Below are 21,855 nucleotides of genomic sequence, written 5' to 3'. Positions count from 1 at the left end.
GTGAAAGTGAAGATTCAGCGGAAAATTCTACAACATCTGAAACTAGCCAGGACCAGCAGGATGCAGAGGCATCAGCTGAATTAGGTACTGAGCAGCAAGATGTGGATGCCACTTCGGAGCAGGGAACAGAGCAGCAGAATGCGGATGCCACTGCGGAGCAGGGAACAGGGCAGCAAGATGTGGATGCGACTGCGAAGCAGGGAACAGAGCAACAGGATGCAGAAGTGACTGCGGAGCAGGGAACAGGGCAGCAAGATGTGGATGCGACTGCGAAGCAGGGAACAGAGCAGCAGGATGCAGAAGCGACTGCGGAGCAGGGAACAGGGCAGCAGGATGGGGAAGTGACTGCGGAGCAGGGAACTGAGCAACAGGATGCACAAGCGACTGCGGAGCAGGGAACAGAGCAGCAGGATGCAGAAGCATCGGATGAGCTCGGCAATCAGGAGCCAAGTGAGCCGAGTAAAGGTTTTTTTGCCAGGTTATTTGGTATGGATTCAGAGGATTCAGAATCAGATGATGAGGCACAGGATCAGAATGCTCAGGCAGCAGGAGGAACAGGTAACGATGCTGGTACTGGGGAGGAGTCTCAAGCTCAACCGAAGCCTTCAAAGAAGCAGGCGCAGCAGCAGTCTCAGAACAAAAGTAAAGATAAGCTACAAAACAAACGCGATAGTGAGCATTCTAACTCATTAAAGGAATCCGTTATTTATTGGCAAGGCAATGATCATATCCCAGGTTCTCTACAAGAAACAAAAAACACGCTGACCGAAGTGATGGGGCTGGGAACAAGTTTTGATGTGACGTTTAGAGAAATGTCCTTTGGGGGACATAAGACAGCTTTACTCTGCTTAAGCGGATTCACCAACGAAGATGTAACGGATGAAATTCTGAAACGACTAACCTACCTTTCTTCAGAAAATTTGTCCGCAGGTGTATTAGGTAGCTTTATGAACGAATACATCCCTCATATTCAAGTTGAAGAGGGTAGTGTATTAAGCGAATGTTTCGATAAAGTATTAAAAGGAATGAGCGCACTATTTATTGAGGGTGAGAACAAAGTTATCCTAATGGATACTCGATCTTACCCCATGCGAAGTCCTGATGAACCCTCGATTGATCGGGTGGTGCGTGGTGCGCGCGATGGTTTTACAGAAACCCTGCTTAGTAATATTTCACTTGTAAGAAGACGGATACGTGATCCGGGGCTGAAGCTTGAAATGTTTCAAGTGGGACGGCGGACACGGACAGATGTCTGTGTGGCTTACATTGATGATATCGTTGATAAAACACAAGTTACGTCTGTCATCGATAAAATCAACAGCATCGATATCGATGGTATTCCACTGGCGGATAAGCAATTGGAGGAAGCGATTATCGGCGGAGGGTGGAACCCTTATCCTATGGTGCGTTATTCTGAACGCCCTGACGTTGTAGCCTCCAATTTATTAGAGGGACGGGTCATATTATTCGTGGATACCTCGCCCATTGTAATTGTTCTTCCGACTACCTTTTTTGATCTTTGCCAGCATGCGGAGGAGAATCGCCAGACTCCTTTTATGGGGACATATCTGCGGTGGGTCCGTTTCATCGGCATCTTCGCTTCCATGTTCCTGCTCCCGTTATGGATGCTGCTTGTTATCCATCCTGAGTTAAAGCCTGCTATGCTGGATTTTATCGGGCCGCAAAAGACAGCGAGAATTCCTATTCTCGCTCAGTTTCTGATTGTAGAGCTTGGGGTTGATTTACTGCGGATGGCCGCCGTGCATACCCCAACACCTTTAGGCTCAGCGATGGGTCTGATTGCAGCCATATTGATTGGTGATATAGCGGTGCAGAGCGGTCTGTTTGTAAACGAAGTAGTACTGTATATGGCGGTAGCCTCAATCGGTATGTTTGCGACTCCGAGTTATGAGCTGGGTCTGGCGAATCGTATAGTCAGGCTTGTGTTATTAATTGCCGTAGCGGCGTTCCAGGTACCAGGCTTTATGATTGGCACGACGTTACTGACTATCTTCTTAACCACTCATCGGTCCTATAACTCCTCATATATGTGGCCGTTTATACCTTTTAATGCAAAGGCAATGAGTGAAATTCTATTGCGTAAACCGGTCTTAAGTTCGAAGGAAAGACCGTCTTTTAACAAAACCAGAGACAATACCAGAATGCCGCCATCTCAAGAGAATGAATAACAATCGTAGGAAAATACAAAACTACTGCAAATTAGTCCATTCAATGGAGTTCCCACTGTCTGTTATACTGAATACACTAAGACAGGGTGGAACCTTGATATTCCACAGAAATTGGAGGACTAAAGAATGTTTCTACACGGTACTAGCCGCATTAACGATGCTGGGCATTTGGAGATCGGCGGATGTGATGTAACTGAATTGAAAGCGGAATATGGAACCCCGCTATATATATTGGACGAGCAATTGGTTAGACAACGTTGCCGGGAATATATGGATGCTTTTAAAGCCTCCGGCCTTGGTTTCCAAGTAGCTTACGCAAGCAAGGCGTTTTCAGTAATGGCAATGGTTCGTTTGGCTGATGAAGAAGGTTTGTCACTGGATGTTGTATCTGACGGCGAACTATATACAGCTTTGCAAGCTGGCTTCCCGGCAGAACGTATTCATTTTCATGGCAACAATAAGACATCTGAAGAGATCGAAATGGCGATTGATGCCAAAATCGGCTGCTTTGTAGTCGATAATCTGGTAGAGCTTAACCTTTTGCAGTCCATTGCCGCACGTAAAGAAGTTAATGTGAACATCTTATTGCGGGTGACACCAGGTGTAGAAGCGCATACTCATGAATATACCGCAACGGGCCAGACGGATTCCAAATTCGGCTTTGATATCGGTAACGGATCGGCCTATGAAGCAGTGAAAGCAGCTGTCAGCAAAAAGAATATCACGCTGCTTGGTGTGCATTCCCATATTGGTTCGCAGATCTTTGAAACCGATGGTTTCCAGCTAGCTGTTGAGCGTGTGGCAACTTTTGCCCGCAGTGTTAAAGAAGGCTTGGAAGTGGACTTCCGTGTAGTCAATCTTGGCGGAGGTTTCGGCATTCGTTATGTCGAGGGAGATACCCCCTTACATGTTTCTGAATATGTTGCAGCGATTACGGATGCAGTGAAGACTCATTTTGCTGGAATTTATAGTGCTTTGCCGGAAATTTGGGTGGAGCCGGGCCGTAGTATTGTTGGAGATGCAGGTACTACATTGTACACTGTAGGATCCAACAAGGACATTCCTGGCGTGCGTAAGTACGTTGCTGTTGATGGTGGAATGACCGACAATCCACGCCCTGCTTTGTATCAGTCTAAATACGAGGCATTGCTTGCTAACCGTGCTAACGAAGACGCAACTGAGACTGTCTCCATCGCTGGTAAATGCTGCGAGAGCGGAGATATGTTGATCTGGGATGTAGAGCTGCCGAAGGCTGAAAGCGGCGATTTGTTGGCTGTAGCCTGCACAGGTGCGTATAATTACTCCATGGCCAGCAACTATAACCGTCTTCGCCGTCCGGCTTTAGTATTCGTACAGAACGGACAAAGCGATCTTGTAGTGCGTCGTGAAAGCTATACGGATCTTATTGCCAACGATATTGTACCAGAGCGTATCGCCAAACAGACAGTTGTTGCTAAGTAATAGCCTGCTGCTGTAAGGTGGGTAAAGTTGAGCAGCATATAGAGCAAGCAGGAAAGTCTCCTGCTTGCTTTGCTTTGTGCGTGGTTTCATAGTAATATAATTGAGGTATTCTAAATTTGTTAATTTTGAAAGGGGTCATTTACATATGGCAAAGCAAGCGAAAATCACTCTAGAAAATGGCGGCGTAGTGCTGCTGGACTTGTTCGATCAAGATGCACCTAACACTGTAGCCAACTTTGAAAAGCTGGCAAAAGAAGGTTTCTACAACGGATTGACATTCCACCGTGTTATCCCTGGTTTCGTTGCTCAAGGCGGATGTCCTAACGGAACTGGCTCTGGCGGCCCAGGTTACACAATCAACTGCGAAATTAACCCAAACAAACATGAACGCGGAACACTTGCAATGGCACATGCAGGTAAGAACACAGGCGGAAGCCAGTTCTACATCTGCTACGCTCCACAACCACACTTGGATGGAGTACACACTGTGTTTGGTAAAGTAGTAGAAGGCATGGATCTTGTTGATGCTTTCAAAGGACGCGACAAAATGACTTCGGTAGAAATCATCGAAGCTTAAGATTTAATAGTTAAAAGCCAGTCTCCGAATATCGGGGCTGGCTTTTTTGTGTTGTTAAAGAATCCGCCTAACCTGTCTACGCCGTGAATTGCGCCGCTCTGGCAGCCAGAAGAATATCAAATACATAGCTAGAAACACAGTGAAGGCAAACAGCTCTTCAACAAGCAGGTAATAAGGATAAGGTCCAAAATAATCCAATACGGAATAGGTACTAGGTTTCTGGGATAGGAACATGTAGTTTGAGCCTAGGAAGTAATTAGCAGTCCAGATGCAGGCAGCCACAATATTGAGGCCGAGCATGGTGATGAGTAAAGATCTCCAAGTCGGCTTGTAGCCCTCAATCCAGGTCATGTAAAGAGACGCCAGAATAATAGAACCGTGAGCTATAAAAAACAGGAGAAAGCGGAAATGAGGGAACGGATAAACTAGGTTAGGGGTGAGCAACGCAATAAATGCTCCGCCGATCCCGGCAAAGTAGAGAAAGGAATAAAGGGTTCGACTGCGTGAAATTAACATGATAATAGACAGCAGTAGAGTGATTCCACAGAGCTCGAACGGTAATGAGGAGCTGGAGCGCCAGATGTTCTGAGAGATGTACCACATTTGCAGCCCGGCTTCTGAGACTACAAGTAGAATGATTAGCAGCAAACGCACGCTTTGCCGAAGTCTTGAATCTGTACGAATTTCAAACCGTAAGCCATAGAGCAGTAGACAACTTAACGTAATGATAGACAGCGCAACCCAATGCGAAGAGGAGAACATGATGAAATCCTCCGCGTGCTGGCGATCAAAAAAAGATGAAAGCTGCATAGACGAACCTCCTTTGAACGTGAAAACATCCATCAAAAATAAAGTTTGAGAATTTTAATAATCTTGATTCTAGATATCCATAAAATGGGTATATATGTATATGTTCTGTCAACTCCACCACATAAGGAAGACTTTTCATTATATTAACATAAGATGGGGCGTAGGGCGCGGAATTACATATGAAGCTTTTGAACATGCAGGGGTGGAAAACAATTAGAACAAGAAAATGGAGGCAACAGGAACATGTTTAAGAAAAAAATAAGTGTAATGGTCATTATTTTGATGCTTGTGGCTCAATATGCCTATGGCATCGGATTTGCTCCGCAAGTAAAAGCGGCTGCGATTGATGACGAAAGAAATATCATCACCAGTGTTTCAATGGCTGTTTACGGGCCAGATGGAATCACGGTCACGAACAGCGTATACGAACGAGATGCTAATGTTACCTTGGATTATAATTGGTCTCTTCCTAAAAATCATAATTACAAGCAAGGTGACACTTTTACTTTTCAGCTTCCAGAACAGTTCCAGTTATTTAATGATTTTAACGGACCGTTGGTCTCTGAGGATGGAGATGTAGGGAGCTTTGAAGTCAGGCAAATTTCACATGAAGTGATAATGACTTTTAATGACTACATAGAAACGCATGATGACGTGCAGGGAACGCTGCGGTTAAATACTAAATTCGATAAACAGCAAATCTCGGGCAGTACTATACAGAATATTTTATTTCCCGTGAGCGGCGGTATTCAGACAGTGACAGTAAATTTTAAACCAAGTGTTGGATCGACTATAGAGAAGAGAGGTATTGCCGAAGGTTTCAATGCGAACCAAATATTATGGACTGTTGATGTCAATAAGTCTTTGGAAGCCGTGGGGAATGCCATTGTGAGTGACCCCATCCCTTCAGGCTTATCATTAAATACTCCAGTCACAGTGAGCGTGTATCAACTGAGCATTCAATTGGATGGTTCAGTAACGGAAGGAGCATTGCTCGACACAAGCAAATACTCTGCAGAGCTCTCCGGAGGGACACTGATTGTCCGTTTTACGGAGCCTGTGATTAAAGAGGCTTACCGTATTGTATATTCCACAGGGATTACTAATGACCATCAGCTAAGCTTCACCAATACTGCAACTTTTTCAGGAAATGGGCAAGAGCCTGCCAGCTCGACTGCCACAGTAAATGTAGAACGTGGAGGAAGCTTGAAAAAGTATTCCACAAGCTATGATGGGGGCAAGCAGATCATTTCCTGGGCAATTGAATATAACTACAATGAAAAGAACATCCCGCAAGGAAACGCTGTGTTAACAGATTTGTTCGATGATTCTCAAGAACTGGTAGCCGATTCGCTAAAAGTATATGCTGTGCAGCTGGATTCTTCCGGTGGTGCAACGTTAGGCAAGGTTTTGACAAAGGATGTTGACTACACGGTTGTTTCCACGTCAGACGTTCATAAGTCTGGATTTGTATTGCAATTTGCACACGATGTTACTTCACCATATCGAATCGAATATAAGACAAAAGCGATAAAACGCGTGTTTGAGGATGCCACCATAACTAATACAGTATCTGATAGTACGTATAGTGATCAGGCTACCCGATTAATCCGGTCTTCCATTCTTTATAAGACTTTATCAACCGTAGATTATCAGAATAAAACATTGGGTTGGAAGGTCACATTGAATAGTGATAATTACCCGATGAGCCATGTTACAGTTACCGAATCCTTCCCATTTGGCGGCCTAAAGTTTATTCCAGAATCACTGGTGATTAGAAATCTGAATGGGAATGTTTTAAATCCAAATAACTATGATCTAGTGTACAACTCACCTGTCGAGCCTAATAAAGGCTTCAAGGTAGTGTTTAATTCACCGGTATCTGGTCTTTATACGATTAGCTATTCTACAGAATTTAACAAGGAATGGATTTGGGCTAAAACTGAAAATTTCAATAACAAAGTTCGGTTAGACTGGATGGACAGTACTGAAGCCTTACGCACGATAGAAGCAGAAGGGTTATTCATTCCTAGACCTGAGGCGAAAAGCAATGGATTTAAAGGGGGAGCCTACGATGCTTCAACTAAAAAAATTATTTGGACGATAGGCGCCAATTATAACGGCAAAACCCTCGAAGCTCCGGCGCTTGTTGATATTTTAAAATCAGGCCAGACCTTGGTTCCTGGTTCACTAAAAGTTTACACTATGAATATTGCAAAGAATGGTGACCCTACCAAGGGTACAGAAGTGAATCCTAATAAATATAGCTATAGCGTAAATAGCGATAATGAATTAAAAGTTATTTTTACAGATAAGATTAACTCCGCTTTCTACATTGAATTTAATACAAGTCTTGAAGGGCAAATAATAGGCACTACTGTTGATAATAAAGCTAATCTCTATGATGGAGCAAAAGTGGTTTCCAAAGATTTGACCGCCTCCGTAAAAATTCCTTTTGGAGAGGATTATGTGCTGAAGGACGGTACACAAAACGGGGATAAAATTGACTGGAGCCTGCAAATTAACCGGGGGCAGTCCACAATAAAGGATGCATTAATCAAAGATACTCCTAGTGCTAATCAAATTTTGCTGCAGAATTCATTCCATCTGTATCCTACGGCTGTAGCTGTGAACGGAGATATCACGAAAAGCGGTCCTGAACTGATTCAGGGTATTGATTATAGCGTTGTTATCACAACGCATGCCGATGGAAAACAATCCTTTGAGTTAAGCTTTGCCTATGAAATCAGCAGGGCTTACATTCTCGAATATCAATCCCTGATTGTGGCTAACACTGGAGACAAAGTAATAAATACTGTACATTTCAGTGGTTTTAACGGCAGTGAAATAAGTAAAGAAACCTCTAAAGAAATTATTGTCGGGGTCTCCAGCGGTTCTGGCACAGGCAGCGGGGGAAGAGGCACTCTCAATATTAAGAAGCTAGATGCTGAAGATAACTTAAAGGCGCTTGGTGATGCGACTTTTGCATTGTATCGACTAAATGGCACGGAACGTGTACTGATTAACAGTCTAACTACAGATGCAGAGGGTACAGCTACATTTAATAAAATATGGCTGGGTAGCTATGTATTGGTGGAGACAGCAGCTCCAAATGGTTACGTGCTCGATACATCCGAGCATCCAGTGGAGATTCGTTCCTCGTCAGCGGTTCAACTGGTGATTACGAATCAAAAAGCAGTGGAGCCCACGCCTACGGTAACGCCAGAACCAACCGGTGCTCCAACAACAACACCAGAACCAACCGTAACACCTGCACCATCAACAACGCCAGCACCGACGGTTTCTCCATCACCAGAAGTGACTGCTGCACCTACACCAATCCCTACAAGCAGCACATCTGGAGGTTCGGTGGTACCCACGTCTACAAGCTCGCCCGTACCCGAAGTAATTATTAATGATCCAGCTGTTCCTGCTGGTCCTGGAAATGCGGCCGATCTAGGATCCGTGACATCAACCGATGAGGGAACTCCTGAGCAAGAGATTACCGAAGAAGAAATTCCATTAGGAGAAGTTGATATCGACGTTGAAGAAGTACCAAAAGGTACGGTGAACAATAGCACTTCGGGTGCTCCTCAGCTGCCGAAGACAGGTGAGAACAGTCCTTTGCCTCTGTATCTGTCGGGAATAGGGTTGATAACCATAGGATTTGTTATGAACCGAGTATTTAGACGTAGAGGTAAGACAGAGTGATCGGAGATTAGTGTGATTTAAGATTTTTATGCAAAAGCACCCAGCATGATAAATGCCGGGTGCTTTTATGCTTTTTTTTGAAAATTTTATGGCTGATTCTTAAGTGTACCGGCGTTATCTGAGGTGCTTAGGTTATACCGCAGCCATTCGCCTTCCTTTTCACTTGAGACATTCCAGCCGAGCTGTTCCGCAACAAAGGCTAGCGGGACTAAAACTTTTCCTCCTGCCAGTAGCGGCGCAGCATCAATGGTGAGAGCTTTCCCGTTCACGAGTGCTTTGACACTGCCCACAGTCATAGTAACGGTGTTCTCGGCGGAAGTAAGCGATACAGTTTTAGTGGCCGCATCCCACGTTATGGATGCACCCAGGGCTGTCCCGATATCTTTGGCGGCCAGCCATAATTCTTTATTTCCTTGCACTAAACGGATGTTAAGTGCTAGTGATAATCCATTTACTTGTACACTGCTGCGATAAACTTTTCCGTTATTATCCATAACGGCGCTTTCCGCCTGTGATTCCAGCGAGCTATTAAGCGCCTTTATGTTGCTGGAAGTTACCCGATATTTAGAACTGTCCTGTCCGATAGCTTCTGCTATCCACGTGTTAACCTCACCATTATGATGGCTTAAATCCTTATAGAGGTCTAGATTGAATGTCCAATCCGCTTCGGCTTGGAAATCGTATAGCTTCACATTTGGAAACTGTTCAAATTGCTCGAATATCCATTGCCGCATGACAAGCTGATTGTTAAAGCGAACGGGATTACTGGCAGACCAAGCGACCTGACGCATAACGCTGTAGGGCGGGTAGTAGAAATAAAACTGGACATCGGGATATTCCTCCAGCAGAGGACGGATATACGTATTAAAATAGCCCTTTACTTGCTCAATGCTTTCCTCGTTAGTACCGTAATCCAGCTCCTTGTCACAAGCCATTAGGTAAGATTCTGCAACGTATTGCTTGCCAAACACTACTTTGTTATTCCAGTTGTATAAATATTCCAAATCCTGTTTAGCTTCACCACTCTGGTTATTTTTGATGCTGCTTAAAAATTGTTTATATACAGATGAATTGAACCAGTATTTGTAGTCGCTCCACAGTTTACCGTCATACAGATAGTCAGGGAAATCTTCCTCATCTTCGGCTGTGGCGAGTTTCAAAGAGAAATAATCCAAACCCCAGAGGACTTGTTTTACTTTGCCTGTCTCCAATGCGAGTTTGGCAATTTTATAATGCTCATCGACCGTGGATCCTTCCATAGATAACTTTAAGGTTGTCCCACCTAAGCTGGCATCTACTTGAGAGGGAAGAAAGTTCTCTGTCATAGACGTGCCGATGATAATATTGTCGTAGTCGTAATTTTTAGCTAAACCTGGATTCTGATAACGTTCTTCTTCTGACAAGAGTGGGGTATACCACGATGGACGGTGATAGAATTGTAATGGGTCGATAAAAGCAGTAATCAGCGCCGTTAGAAGCGCTAACAAGCTGAAACAAAGCAGGAAATAACCTATGAAACGTTTCGATTTAGTATGAATCCCGGGGGATTTACGTGGGTTGTTATTATTTTGAAGCCGTGATGCAAGCATCATCATTCCTCCTTACAGTTCTAGAAGTTAAAGTATAAAAAGGTTGTAATTCGGTTGAAGAATAACAGCGAGAACATAATGATAAATGCCATCACAAATGCTGTTTTCCAGCTATACTGAAAATTACGTTTGTTCAACAGATGAAGGGGATTCCAGAGAATGATCGTCATTAAGATGAGAATCAGGATGATTGCCCATTTAAGCGATTCAATAGATTGCAAAGATACCCCGTTAAGCCCACTCATCCCTTTCAACAAACGAAATGCCTGCGATATATGTTCTGCACGGAAAAATACCCATGTGATGTTCACAAATATGAAAGTCAGCAACCATGATAACCATTTGGGAAGGGAGAAGCCCCAGCGTCCCCAACATTTCTCTACAGCTTGTCCTACTCCATGCAAGAGCCCCCACAGGATGAATAGCCAACCTGCACCGTGCCAGAAACCACCGATCAGAAAAGTAATAATGACATTTCGGATCGAAATCCAGAAGCCTTTCCGGTTGCCGCCAAGTGGAATGTAGATATAATCTCTAAGAAAATGGCTGAGCGTAATATGCCAGCGTCTCCAGAAATCGCGGATGCTTATGGCTCGGTAGGGTTCATTGAAATTTTGCGGCAGATGGATGTTAAACAGCAGTGCTATTCCAATCGCCATATCGGTATAGCCGCTGAAATCATAGTAGATTTGTAAGGTATAGGAAAGGATAGCCACCCATGAATCTACAAAATATGTTGCAGCTGCAAAACCGTTATCAGCATAACCAGCTAGGGTATCCGCTAGGATGACTTTTTTTCCTAATCCGATGCTGAAGAAGAGGGTCCCCTTCCGTATGTTGTTCCAATTCCAAACCTTATTTCGCAGTTTATCGAATTGGGGCATCATATCCTTGTGATGAAGGATGGGACCGGAGATCAGATGCGGGAAAAAAGTCACAAATAGCGTGTAATTCAAAAGATTGTACTCACGCGCTTGGTTCCGGTAAACATCAACAAGGTAGGCGATTTGTGTAAAGGTAAAGAAACTTATGCCTAAAGGCAATATAAGATGGTGCAGAGAAAGGTTGCTTGCGGTTACCTCATTCCAATTTTCTATAAAAAAATCCGTGTATTTGTAATAGCCGAGTAATAGAATATTTGTGCTTAAGCTAAAGATTAGCAGCGGCCGGCGACGCTTAGCTGTTGTGGTATGAATGAAATGGCCCATAACATAGTTAAAAAAGATGGATAACAAGATTAGAGGAACATATTTTATGTTCCAATACCCGTAAAAAACTAAAGAGGCGAGGGTAAGCCATACCTTAGCACAGAGTGTGAGACGAAGACGATTCAGAATAAAATATCCGGCCAGCACGATAGGCAGAAAACCAAACATAAAGGGATACGAATTAAATAGCATAACAACAATCCTCACTTATAGCAGATTTAGTATGAAATCACTATAAGCCAGAGATCTTAAGGCTTTATGTTATGAATTCTTATCATTTTCTTAATGGTTGAGATTGTACAAAAAATCCCCGCAAGCATCATTCGCTCACAGGGAAAGAGGTTTCAAATTCAGTTTGTTTGCGTGTACTTTTGGCTGTAATGGTTCCGCCGTGAAGCTCTGCAATACTCTTGGCTATGGCGAGCCCTAAGCCACTTCCGCCTGTCTCTCGGGAACGGGATTTATCGACACGATAAAAGCGTTTAAATAAGTGGGGGAGGTCGGATGCAGGGATAGGAGTACCGTAATTCGTACACAGAGCAACTATTCTATCGTCTTTTCTAACAACAGAAATGTCTAGAATTTTTCCTTCCTTACCGTATCTTACGGCATTGGTAAATAGGTTCTCATACAATCGCACCAGCTCGTCCGCATCTCCGTTGATAATCAGAGGAGCAGTATCCGTATGAATGCGGTAGCTCATATCTGCTTGTTCCAGTACGGGTGCAAATTCCTCAATCAGCTGTTCGAGCAGCTTGCCGAGATCTACTGGCTCAATATTTAGCGGTAATCCGCTGCTGCTGACGCGAGTGTATTCAAATAAATCGTCGATTAGCTTTTTAAGAGTCAGAGATTTCTCATAGGCAATATTCACATAATAACGCAGTTCAACCTCATTTTTATAACGATCCTTCTCCACATATTCAAGGAATCCGAGAACAGAGGTTAGTGGGGTTCGGAGGTCATGAGACACACCTGTGATTAGGTCGTTTTTGGCTTTTGCAGCGGCTCGTTCTTCCTCTATAGCAGATTTTAGCTTGCCAGCCATAGTGTTCATATTTTCTGCGAGCTTTCCGAGTTCATCCGTACCTGTTACCGGCACCGTGAAAGATAAATTGCCATCCGCAATGGCCTGAACTCCGCTCGTAATGTTATGAAGATTCTTAGTTGTATTTCTGGACAGTTTTAGGATGAAAAAAATAAATAAAGGAATCCCTATAAGAATCACAACTGGCGTCGATCCAATGGTATTGATCACCCAGAGAATGAGTCTGACTCCCCAAAAGGAGCGTGAAGGATTTAACCACAGCAATAGTGAAGTGCCATAATAGCCGCCCATTAAGATTAAAGCGGTGAGTGCTAGGCTCGTTAAGCTGAAGCCAACTATTTTCCAGGATAGGGTATCGAATCGTTTAAAGTTCAACTAGAAGGACCTCCCTTTTCCAGTTTGTAGCCAACGCCCCATACCGTTTTTAAGTATTGTGGTTTACGCGGATTTTCTTCTATTTTTTCTCTGATTTTACGAATATGCACCATGAGTGTATTGTTGCTTTCCAGGAATTGTTCTTTCCATACTTTGGCGTAGATCTGCTCCATGCTTAGAACTTGTCCCTTATTACGGGCGAGCAGCTCTAGAATCGCAAATTCTCGCGGGGTAAGCTTAACTGGGTGATCATCCACACTTAGTTCATGCGTAACCGAATTAATAACCAGGCCATCAATGATGATTTCATCCTGTTTGGCGTTTAGATCTGCCATGTAATTTCGAGTTCTGCGCAGCTGGGATTTAACACGGGCAACTAACTCCAGCGGACTAAAAGGTTTCGTAACATAATCATCTGCACCTACGCTAAGTCCGGTGATTTTATCAAGTTCCTGCCCTTTAGCAGATAACATGATGATCGGAAATTTTTGCGTTTCTCGAATTTTAATACAAGCCTCAATGCCGTCCATATTAGGCATCATGATATCAAGAACCATGAGGTCTATAGTCTCTCTATTGATAATTTCGAGTGCTTCCAGCCCGTCTTTGGCAGTTAACAGCCGGTAACCCTCGTTCTCCAGATAGATCTGCATTAGTTTAATAATCTCGGCTTCGTCGTCCACCAATAGCAGCGTTGCGTTGTGCATTTCTCAGCGTCCTTTCTTGCTTGTAAAGCGCAATTCTTGCTATAAGAAGTATACAACATTTTCTTGTTTGGAAGCCTCATTTGAAGACCAGTGAAGGCAAAGGAACTGTATAGCAGCTAATAAATTAGTGGAATAAAAGACCAAATCCCCCACAGCATTATGTCAAGTTGTTTTTTCTTTTAGCTTGCTCTGATCCCTGTGCCTCAATCCATGTAATACATTCTCAGCCCTGCCTCTATCATGTAAGAAGAAAAATTCTTAAACCTTATTTTACAGAAAACTTCTTAACAGCAGTGGCAGGTAAAAGTAAAGGGAAACTTAATAGTTTCTTAACAAGTCTTAAGAATTAGGAAGCTACTATGCTATAATAATTTCAAATTATATATGTTGGGGGTTATTTGGAATATGTGGAAAGAATTTAAAGATTTTGCCTTGAAAGGGAATGTTCTTGATTTAGCGGTTGCTGTAGTAATCGGAGCTGCATTCGGGAAGATTGTGACATCATTGGTATCTGATATTATTACTCCAATTGCAGGCTTGCTAACGGGTGGTATAGATTTGAAGGATCGGGCTCTAAGTGTCATGGTTATGCAGAATAAACTAATTATCCCTTATGGGCAATTTTTACAATCTGTAGTTGATTTCTTTATTATTTCATTCTCTATCTTTATGGTGATTAAGCTGGCTAATAAATTCCAACGCAAAGAAGCCGTTAAAGTTGAAGTGGTGGAGACTCCAGCACCTGCAGAGGATATCGTGCTGCTTACAGAAATTCGTGATCTTTTGAAACAACAAGAACGTGGTTTGTAATCATGAAAAATAACCAAGAAGCGCCAGGAGCCATTGTCCTGGCGCTTCTTGGTTTCCTTTTATAAACTCAGTACAATCTATAATCTAGTTACAAATTTTAAGTAAATATAATAAACGCACTTGCATTTCGCTGGTGTAAGTGATAATTTTGTTAGTAAGGAAAACTTGAACCTCAATTAAATAAAGGATCAATCCTTCAGGGCAGGGTGTAATTCCCTACCGGCGGTGATGCTGTTGTAGAAATAACGTATTCAGTTTATCTACAGTGCTCAGTCCGCTACCCGGCTCGCGTTGTTGACGCGAACGGTGGACCTGGTGAAATTCCGGGACCGACAGTATAGTCTGGATGGAAGAAGGAGAGGTTGACCGCTTGTCTGCAATGGACTGGCGGATCGCAGTGTTTTCATATAATCATGTGCGATATTTCACAATACCCGTCGATTGACGGCTATTTAAGCACACTTTTATTTGGACTGCCGATGAACTCTCGCATAACCCATCTTGAACTCCTCCTGGAGAATGAGATGGGTTTTTCTGTTTTTTAAGCTAAAGAATTGACAGCAGTGGATAGGAGGAAGAGATGGACAACATGAATGATGAGTTTTATATGTCGCTAGCACTGGACATGGCCGAACGTGCCCAAGGACAGACGGGAATTAACCCTGTTGTTGGCTGCGTTGTGGTGAAGAATGGAGCAATGATTGGACTCGGAACTCATTTACAGCGAGGTACGGGGCATGCCGAGGTGCACGCTTTGAATATGGCAGCTGGGCAGGCACAGGGCAGTACGGCATATGTCACACTAGAACCGTGCAGCCATTATGGAAAAACTCCACCTTGCAGCCAAAGGCTGATCGATGAAGGGGTAGCTAGGGTTGTAGTTGCTTGTGAAGACCCGAACCCTCAGGTGGCAGGGCACGGAATTCAAATGCTGCGTGATCAAGGGATAGCGGTCGAAGTCGGTTTGTTGCGTGATCGTGCGCTTCGATTAAATGAGCGATTTATCAAATATATTTTGACAAAACAACCTTTTGTTACGCTGAAGAGTGCAAGTACGCTTGATGGCAATCTAGCTACCAAATCTGGTGACAGTAAATGGATTTCGAATGGGGAAGCGCGGGAGATCGTACATACGCTGCGGCATCGGCATCAGGGCATCATGGTCGGTGTGAATACAGTGATTGCTGATAATCCCTCTCTGACAACAAGAACAGAAGTGCCTGGCATTAACCCGACGCGGATCATCATTGATTCCGGGCTACGTATTCCTCTGAATTCGGCAGTTGTATGTGATGGTCTAGCGCCTACACTTATTGTAACAACCGATGCTGCAGATCCTGCTAAAAAGGCTGCTCTGCTGGAAGCAGGCGTTCAAATCGTTGTGTGCGGAGCAGGTCCAAGAGTGGATCTGAAGGCGGCCATGATATCTCTTGGCGAAATGGAGATAGGCTCTATTTTACTGGAAGGCGGGGGGACGCTGAATGGCGCGATGCTGGAGAGCGGGCTAGTGGATCGTATTATTCTATTCTTCGCTCCAAAAATTGTCGGCGGTGGCACAGAAGCGAAAGGAACTTTCGTATTTCCGGGTGTAGAGCTGATGAAGGATGCGATCTCACTTGAAGGATTGGAAGTAAAAGTGCTGGGAGATAATGTATGTATCAGCGGCACTCCAGTACGCTAACAAAAGCTATGCAAGAAGTGAATTTGAGGAAGTAATGCTTTTTAGGAGGGATATCATGTTCACCGGATTAATTGAAGAGGTTGGTGTTTTGCGCAGTGTCTCCGCCGGTGGGGAAATGATGGTGCTGAATATTGCCGCTTCGGTCATCATGGATGATCTAAAAATCGGTGACAGTGTGTCCGTCAATGGGGTTTGCCTCACGGCGACAACTTTGGGAGATCATTCCTTTACAGTGGATGTAATGCCGCAGACCTACCGGAATAGCAACCTGAAGGAACTGAAGCCCGGCAGCCGGATGAATCTGGAACGAGCAATGGCAGCCGGCGGGCGTTTTGGAGGGCATATTGTTCAAGGACATGTTGATGGCACTGCCATTATTAAAAGTGTAAAACGTGATCAGAATGCTGTTGTATTCGAGATTGCACCGGATCGTAAATCACTATTTAAATATATTATCCCCAAGGGATCGATCACGATCGACGGCATTAGTTTAACTGTAGTGAAGACTACAGCCACATCGCTTGCAGTGTCCATTATTCCGCATACGTTAGGGGAAACAGTTCTGACGCACAAACGGGCTGGGGATAGTGTAAATATCGAGTGTGATGTACTTGGCAAATATGTAGATCATTTATTGCATTATGGCTCAGCCGCCCAAGATGAAGAAGGCGAGAGCCGCTCCGGGATTAGTCATGATTTTTTGGCGGCGAACGGGTTTGTTTAAATAAAGAGTTTGCTTACGAAGAAGGGAATAATCTTTCGTAAAGCTTTTAGGAGGATAGGATCATGAGCGAGCAATCGAAAAAGGAAAGTGTCTTGGATCCGATTGAAGAAGCAATATATGACTTAATGCGCGGTAAAGTCATCATTGTAGTGGATGATGAAGATCGTGAGAATGAAGGGGATTTTATAGCCCTTGCTGAACGTGCGACACCAGAGGTCATCAATTTTATGATTACTGAGGGACGTGGATTGGTTTGTATGCCTATTACCCAGGAGCGTGCGGCAGAACTTGAACTGCAAGCCATGGTAACCCACAATACCGATAATCACGGTACGGCTTTTACCGTATCTGTTGACCATAAAGATACAACCACTGGGATCTCTGCGGGGGAAAGATCTTTGACCGTTAAAGCCATGATCGATCCAAAAGCGAAACCTGCTGATTTCCGCAGACCGGGGCATATGTTCCCGCTGATTGCGAAAAAAGGTGGCGTTCTGCGCCGCTCCGGACATACGGAGGCTGCTGTTGATCTAGCGCGGATGTGTGGCGCTTATCCAGCCAGTGTCATTTGCGAGATTATCAAGGAAGATGGCTCAATGGCCCGCTTACCTGATCTAATCGAAATTGCCCGCAAGCATGATCTTAAGCTGATCAGTATCAAGGATCTTATTCATTATCGCAACGAAAAAGAACAACTCGTCACACGCGAAGTGTCTGTACGACTTCCTACCGATTTTGGAGATTTCCAGACCATTGCTTATACAAATGAAGTGGATGATAAAGAGCATGTAGCTTTGGTAAAAGGCGATATTTCCGGCGATGAGCCAGTGCTTGTACGTGTACATTCCGAATGCCTGACTGGTGATGTATTCCACTCCCATCGCTGTGATTGCGGCCCGCAATTTGAAGCTGCACTGCGGCAGATCGAAACTGCCGGTAGGGGCGTGTTACTCTATATGCGCCAAGAAGGCAGAGGCATTGGCCTTATCAATAAGCTTCGGGCTTACAAGCTGCAAGAGGAAGGTCTTGACACTGTAGATGCGAATCTAAAGCTTGGTTTTCCAGCAGATTTGCGTGACTATGGAATTGGAGCACAGATTCTGAAGGATCTGGGTGTGCGCCAAATCCGTCTGCTCACGAACAACCCGCGTAAGATCAAAGGGCTGGAGGGTTATGGGTTGGAAGTCGTTGAGCGCGTGCCGATACAAATGCCGGAGAACAAGGACAACACCAATTATCTCCACACGAAGCAAGCGAAGCTTGGACATATGCTGTCTTTTGACGATATTGAACAAAATGAGGATTCGAAAGCTTAACCATACATTATAAAAAACGAAGGGTAGATGATGGATATGCCGAAATATTTAGAAGGTCACTTAGTTTCTGAGGGGTTAAAATACGGAGTTGTTGTAGGACGTTTTAATGAATTTATTACCAGCAAGCTTTTGTCAGGTGCACTTGATGCCTTTAAACGCCATGGTGTTGGTGATGATGAAGTGGATGTTGCTTGGGTTCCAGGGGTATTTGAAATTCCGTTGATCGCGCAAAAAATGGCTGAAAGCGGCAAATACGACGCTGTAATCACCTTAGGAACGGTTATCCGTGGTTCCACTACACACTATGATTATGTATGTAATGAAGTTGCCAAAGGAGTAGCCGCTATCAATCTTAAGACCGGCGTGCCGACCATTTTTGGCGTAGTCACTACTGAAAATATTGAACAGGCCATCGAGCGTTCAGGAACCAAAGCAGGCAATAAAGGCTGGGATGCTGCGACTGCTGCGATTGAAATGGCGAATCTTAACAAACTGTTTAAGTAAGTCAGCTATTGACGAATCAGTCGAATTCGTGCTTATTTATAGTATAAGAAGAAAGCATGGATTATAAGAGCCCTTTCTACTTGTGTAGCGTCCAGACGGGCGCTGCACTTTACTTTTTTTGGCGGGAGGATGCTTCGTGACTGTATTGTACAAGCTGGAGACGTTTGAAGGTCCGCTGGATCTGCTCTTGCATTTAATTGATAAGGCGGAAATCGACATCCAGGACATTCCGGTCGCCGAGATCACCGAACAGTATATGGAATACCTGCGTAGCATGCAGGAGCTTGAATTGGATATTACGAGTGAATTTCTCGTGATGGCCGCTACCCTTTTATCTATAAAGAGCAAGCTATTGCTGCCCAAACCACCGGTCATTGAGATCGATGATTTTGAATATTACGAAGAGGATGAATTTGATCCACGAGCTGAACTTGTTCAGCGACTGATTGAGTATCGTAAGTTCAAGAGTATTGCTGTACATTTAATGGATATGGAGAGCGAGCGGAGCTTGATTTTTACGAAGGAGCCTGAGGATTTGGGTCCATTCGTGCCAGAAGAGATTGATCAAACGCTAAAAGGACTACATACCTCAGACTTAATAGCCGCTTTTCGTAAAGCGCTAAGTAAGGCTGCCAGAAGGTCTTCTTACCAGCGGATCACCCGGGATGAAATATCGGTAAAAGATCGTATACGTGATGTATCAGATGCGCTGCAGCGCAGAGGTACAGGCGGTAAGCTGCATTTCTCGGCACTGCTTCACGATGAAATGGCACGGCACGAAATCGTAGTTACTTTTCTTGCGATTCTGGAACTGATGAAAATGAAGGCGATTTTTTGCTACCAAGAGAAATTGTTTGATGACATCGTAATGGAGTGGAGAGGAGGAGAACACTTCAATGGATTACAAAACGCTGAAATCGATTATTGAAGGCCTGCTGTTTCTATCAGGGGATGAAGGAATCTCCGTACGCCAAGTGGCTGAAATTACGGAACAGCGCCCAGAGCTTGCGGCCGGAGCATTAGAGGAACTAAAAGAAGATTATGTAGCACAGGAGCGGGGCTTACAGGTAGTGCAAATTGCCGGGAATTATCGGCTGGCTACATTGCCTGATCATGCCCACTATTTTGAGCGTCTGGCCTATTCACCATCCAGATCAACCTTGTCTCAGGCTGCCTTAGAGACTCTCGCAATCGTGGCTTATCGCCAACCGATTACGCGGGTGGAGATTGAAGAGATCCGGGGTGTGAAGTCGGAACGCGCAATTCATACGCTGAATAACAAGGATTTGATTCATGAGGTTGGTCGTGCGGAAGCGGTAGGCCGGCCAATTTTGTACGGGACGACTAAATCCTTCTTGGAGAGCTTTGGTCTTGCCAGTCTAAAGGATCTGCCGGAACCAACAAACTTTGAGTCCACGGATAATTTGGAAGAAGAGACACAGCTTTTGTTCAATAAGCTGGATACTCAAATGACTTTTGAGGATGTCGAGCTGCCTTAGTTGGTACGAGAACGCTAATAATTGTATTGAAGGGACTGGTCTTAAACCATTTATGTGGTTTGGGACAGTCCCTATTTTTATTTAAGCTCATATTTTTTATGCAAACCCCGAATTTTTTCCAGCTTATATTGCCATACTAAACCAAAGGTTCCCATTATTAAGGTTTCTTGGAGGTAAATACGTGACGTTATGGCTTGCAATTCCCCTTGTTTTGCTTGTACTGGCACTGATCCTGGTCCTGTCTTCATCTATCGATTTCCGCATACGGTGTTATAAACATGGAAAAAATGACCTGCTCGAATTAGATGTTACCTCTCTTTTTGGTCTGATAAAGCTTCACTATGAACTTCCCCAATTGGTCTTTAAGGGATTGGAGCAGGGTGTGTGGGGAAAGTTTAAAGAGACAGGGACGGCGACGACAGGTGTAGATACCGTAAAAGAAGAGATATTTGATAAAGAAAGAGTAATGCACTGGCGCGCCAATGTTAACCAAGCTGTGAAATCTACACGCGGCTTGAAGGAATGGTTAAAAGAGACTGTAGCTCATGTCAAAATATCAAAGCTCGATTGGTCCACCGATTTCTCTCTTGGTGATGCAGCAGACACTGCGACCGCATCGGGAGCGGTTTGGGGCCTGAAATGGAGTATTGTTGGTTTTATTTCGCAATGGGTGAAATTGCAGCAGCATCCTCGAATTTTTGTTAAGCCTGTTTTTGAAGATGAGCTTTGTTTTGCAATGGAGTTTGTCTGTAAGGGGAAAATGTCAGTCGGCTATACTTTGTATGCCTTAATGCGGCTATCTCGGCGTGTCTTGCGTGAAAAAGGCGGGATCGGCCATTGGAGAAATCTGCTGAAACAGATGCGTCAGGAGCCACACGGGAAAGTTTAAAATGAAAGTTACATACAAATGGGCGGATGTGGGGATGATATACGCTGTAGAAGAAAGAGAAATCGTACTCAATTAAAGGAGGAAACAATATGAGCGACCATCCTATTCAAGGCCTAATGCAAACAGCGATGGAAAATATCAAGGGTATGGTAGATGTGAATACCATTGTCGGTGATCCAGTACAAACCCCTGACGGCAGCATTATCCTGCCTATCAGTAAAGTTGCCTTTGGATTTGCTGCTGGTGGTAGTGATTATCGAGTAGAAGATTCTATAAGTGGTTCAAGCTCCCAAGGTGGAGTCAAAATGCTTCCATTTGGTGGAGGTAGCGGGGGAGGCGTCTCCATTCGACCGATCGCTTTTTTAGTGGTAGGTAAGGATGGAGTGAATATTGTCCCTCTGGACAATCAAACGCACCTATTCGAAAAAATCATCGATGCAACACCAGGGCTCATCGACAAAATTCAAACGATGTTCCAAACCGGCAATGCTGCAGCTCAAACGCCGCCAACACCTGCCACACCGGCAGCAGCACCTGTTAAAACCGATCCAAGTACATCTCAATCTTCAACTCATTAGGTACACATAATTCTACAAATAGCCTCGGGGATATCGCCATACACAGGCGGTGTCCCTTTTTTGATGTGTCAGAAAGTATATTTTGATCCCCGCAAATTACCTGAGAATGTATCGAAGCAAAGCCTCACGTTGTGGGGATATTTTGTGTGGAACATCCCAGGAGTGGACATACCCTAAGG

At 44.2% G+C, this 21,855-nt stretch carries 18 protein-coding genes and 1 riboswitch; of the genes, 13 read left to right on the top strand and 5 right to left on the bottom strand.

The features are described 5' to 3' along the window. Positions 1-488 precede the first annotated feature (488 nt). The 3 genes from MHI51_RS21445 (at position 489) to MHI51_RS21435 (ending at position 4,227) form a co-directional block, all read left to right on the top strand. The gene (locus MHI51_RS21445) at positions 489-2,189 is read left to right on the top strand and encodes a spore germination protein (RefSeq protein WP_076127621.1); all 1,701 of its coding nucleotides are present in this window, start codon (positions 489-491) and stop codon (positions 2,187-2,189) included. Between the two features lie 126 nt (positions 2,190-2,315). Continuing rightward, positions 2,316-3,650 carry a diaminopimelate decarboxylase gene (gene lysA / locus MHI51_RS21440; protein WP_036676133.1) on the top strand — a complete coding sequence of 445 codons (1,335 nt, stop codon included), beginning with the start codon at positions 2,316-2,318 and terminating at the stop codon, positions 3,648-3,650. A 145-nt stretch (positions 3,651-3,795) separates the two neighbouring features. Next, positions 3,796-4,227: a peptidylprolyl isomerase gene (locus MHI51_RS21435; RefSeq protein ID WP_036676135.1), complete on the top strand. Its 432-nt coding sequence runs from the start codon at positions 3,796-3,798 to the stop codon at positions 4,225-4,227. Positions 4,228-4,281: 54 nt separating this feature from the next. Here the strand turns inward: MHI51_RS21435 and MHI51_RS21430 are convergent, their stop codons facing one another. Beyond that, positions 4,282-5,037, bottom strand: a complete 756-nt coding sequence (locus tag MHI51_RS21430) for a TIGR02206 family membrane protein (RefSeq protein ID WP_076127434.1) — start codon at positions 5,035-5,037, stop codon at positions 4,282-4,284. Positions 5,038-5,280: 243 nt separating this feature from the next. Here MHI51_RS21430 and MHI51_RS21425 point away from each other — a divergent pair, with 243 nt between their 5' ends. After that, positions 5,281-8,748 (top strand): collagen binding domain-containing protein, encoded by a 3,468-nt coding sequence (locus MHI51_RS21425; protein ID WP_405173245.1) that lies wholly within the window; start codon positions 5,281-5,283, stop codon positions 8,746-8,748. A gap of 86 nt (positions 8,749-8,834) precedes the next feature. Here MHI51_RS21425 and MHI51_RS21420 read toward each other — a convergent pair whose 3' ends face one another. The 4 genes from MHI51_RS21420 to MHI51_RS21405 all read right to left on the bottom strand — a co-directional run bounded on the left by MHI51_RS21420 (position 8,835) and on the right by MHI51_RS21405 (position 13,675). Further along, positions 8,835-10,337, bottom strand: coding sequence for a stalk domain-containing protein (locus MHI51_RS21420; RefSeq protein ID WP_405173244.1), 1,503 nt, complete (start codon positions 10,335-10,337; stop codon positions 8,835-8,837). Positions 10,338-10,357: 20 nt separating this feature from the next. Beyond that, positions 10,358-11,737, bottom strand: coding sequence for an MBOAT family O-acyltransferase (locus tag MHI51_RS21415; RefSeq protein WP_339244240.1), 1,380 nt, complete (start codon positions 11,735-11,737; stop codon positions 10,358-10,360). A 127-nt stretch (positions 11,738-11,864) separates the two neighbouring features. Next, entirely contained in the window at positions 11,865-12,968 is a 1,104-nt protein-coding gene (locus tag MHI51_RS21410; RefSeq protein ID WP_076219854.1) for a cell wall metabolism sensor histidine kinase WalK, read from the bottom strand. Next, on the bottom strand, positions 12,965-13,675 hold the full coding sequence (locus MHI51_RS21405; protein ID WP_405173243.1) for a response regulator transcription factor: 711 nt from the start codon (positions 13,673-13,675) through the stop codon (positions 12,965-12,967). Before MHI51_RS21405 ends, MHI51_RS21410 begins: the two co-directional genes overlap by 4 nt. Before the next feature lie 405 nt (positions 13,676-14,080). Between MHI51_RS21405 and mscL the strand changes: the two genes are divergently transcribed. The 9 genes from mscL to ytfJ all read left to right on the top strand — a co-directional run bounded on the left by mscL (position 14,081) and on the right by ytfJ (position 21,676). Further along, a complete protein-coding gene (gene mscL, locus MHI51_RS21400) occupies positions 14,081-14,485 on the top strand; it encodes a large-conductance mechanosensitive channel protein MscL (RefSeq protein ID WP_076219852.1) in 405 nt (134 codons plus the stop codon). A 188-nt stretch (positions 14,486-14,673) separates the two neighbouring features. Then, positions 14,674-14,847: riboswitch (FMN riboswitch) on the top strand. Positions 14,848-15,065: 218 nt separating this feature from the next. After that, positions 15,066-16,166, top strand: a complete 1,101-nt coding sequence (gene ribD / locus MHI51_RS21395; protein ID WP_341003295.1) for a bifunctional diaminohydroxyphosphoribosylaminopyrimidine deaminase/5-amino-6-(5-phosphoribosylamino)uracil reductase RibD — start codon at positions 15,066-15,068, stop codon at positions 16,164-16,166. 55 nt (positions 16,167-16,221) lie between these two features. Further along, positions 16,222-16,890 (top strand): riboflavin synthase, encoded by a 669-nt coding sequence (gene ribE / locus MHI51_RS21390; RefSeq protein ID WP_076127451.1) that lies wholly within the window; start codon positions 16,222-16,224, stop codon positions 16,888-16,890. A gap of 62 nt (positions 16,891-16,952) precedes the next feature. After that, positions 16,953-18,206: a bifunctional 3,4-dihydroxy-2-butanone-4-phosphate synthase/GTP cyclohydrolase II gene (locus MHI51_RS21385; protein WP_076127453.1), complete on the top strand. Its 1,254-nt coding sequence runs from the start codon at positions 16,953-16,955 to the stop codon at positions 18,204-18,206. A gap of 36 nt (positions 18,207-18,242) precedes the next feature. Further along, a complete protein-coding gene (gene ribE, locus MHI51_RS21380; RefSeq protein ID WP_036676377.1) occupies positions 18,243-18,710 on the top strand; it encodes a 6,7-dimethyl-8-ribityllumazine synthase in 468 nt (155 codons plus the stop codon). Between the two features lie 136 nt (positions 18,711-18,846). Continuing rightward, complete coding sequence (locus MHI51_RS21375; RefSeq protein ID WP_036676147.1) at positions 18,847-19,638, top strand: ScpA family protein; 792 nt, start codon at positions 18,847-18,849, stop codon at positions 19,636-19,638. Beyond that, a complete protein-coding gene (gene scpB, locus MHI51_RS21370; protein WP_036676149.1) occupies positions 19,607-20,209 on the top strand; it encodes an SMC-Scp complex subunit ScpB in 603 nt (200 codons plus the stop codon). Before MHI51_RS21375 ends, scpB begins: the two co-directional genes overlap by 32 nt. Positions 20,210-20,390: 181 nt before the next feature. Further along, positions 20,391-21,098 (top strand): DUF2953 domain-containing protein, encoded by a 708-nt coding sequence (locus tag MHI51_RS21365; protein ID WP_076127459.1) that lies wholly within the window; start codon positions 20,391-20,393, stop codon positions 21,096-21,098. Positions 21,099-21,187: 89 nt separating this feature from the next. Beyond that, positions 21,188-21,676 (top strand): GerW family sporulation protein, encoded by a 489-nt coding sequence (ytfJ, locus tag MHI51_RS21360; RefSeq protein ID WP_076127461.1) that lies wholly within the window; start codon positions 21,188-21,190, stop codon positions 21,674-21,676. The last annotated feature ends 179 nt before the right edge of the window (positions 21,677-21,855 follow it).

This window comes from Paenibacillus sp. FSL H8-0260 (assembly GCF_045040625.1).
GTDB lineage: Bacteria > Bacillota > Bacilli > Paenibacillales > Paenibacillaceae > Paenibacillus_AQ > Paenibacillus_AQ odorifer.
Note: the sequence above shows the minus strand (reverse complement) of the source record. Positions and strands in the feature narration are given on the sequence as shown.

Coding starts and splice junctions, on each gene's coding strand:
- MHI51_RS21445 (WP_076127621.1), top strand. CDS start 489: ATGGATTCAGAGGATTCAGAATCAGATGATGAGGCACAGGATCAGAAT.
- lysA (WP_036676133.1), top strand. CDS start 2,316: ATGTTTCTACACGGTACTAGCCGCATTAACGATGCTGGGCATTTGGAG.
- MHI51_RS21435 (WP_036676135.1), top strand. CDS start 3,796: ATGGCAAAGCAAGCGAAAATCACTCTAGAAAATGGCGGCGTAGTGCTG.
- MHI51_RS21430 (WP_076127434.1), bottom strand. CDS start 5,037: ATGCAGCTTTCATCTTTTTTTGATCGCCAGCACGCGGAGGATTTCATC.
- MHI51_RS21425 (WP_405173245.1), top strand. CDS start 5,281: ATGTTTAAGAAAAAAATAAGTGTAATGGTCATTATTTTGATGCTTGTG.
- MHI51_RS21420 (WP_405173244.1), bottom strand. CDS start 10,337: ATGCTTGCATCACGGCTTCAAAATAATAACAACCCACGTAAATCCCCC.
- MHI51_RS21415 (WP_339244240.1), bottom strand. CDS start 11,737: ATGCTATTTAATTCGTATCCCTTTATGTTTGGTTTTCTGCCTATCGTG.
- MHI51_RS21405 (WP_405173243.1), bottom strand. CDS start 13,675: ATGCACAACGCAACGCTGCTATTGGTGGACGACGAAGCCGAGATTATT.
- mscL (WP_076219852.1), top strand. CDS start 14,081: ATGTGGAAAGAATTTAAAGATTTTGCCTTGAAAGGGAATGTTCTTGAT.
- ribD (WP_341003295.1), top strand. CDS start 15,066: ATGGACAACATGAATGATGAGTTTTATATGTCGCTAGCACTGGACATG.
- ribE (WP_076127451.1), top strand. CDS start 16,222: ATGTTCACCGGATTAATTGAAGAGGTTGGTGTTTTGCGCAGTGTCTCC.
- MHI51_RS21385 (WP_076127453.1), top strand. CDS start 16,953: ATGAGCGAGCAATCGAAAAAGGAAAGTGTCTTGGATCCGATTGAAGAA.
- ribE (WP_036676377.1), top strand. CDS start 18,243: ATGCCGAAATATTTAGAAGGTCACTTAGTTTCTGAGGGGTTAAAATAC.
- scpB (WP_036676149.1), top strand. CDS start 19,607: ATGGATTACAAAACGCTGAAATCGATTATTGAAGGCCTGCTGTTTCTA.
- ytfJ (WP_076127461.1), top strand. CDS start 21,188: ATGAGCGACCATCCTATTCAAGGCCTAATGCAAACAGCGATGGAAAAT.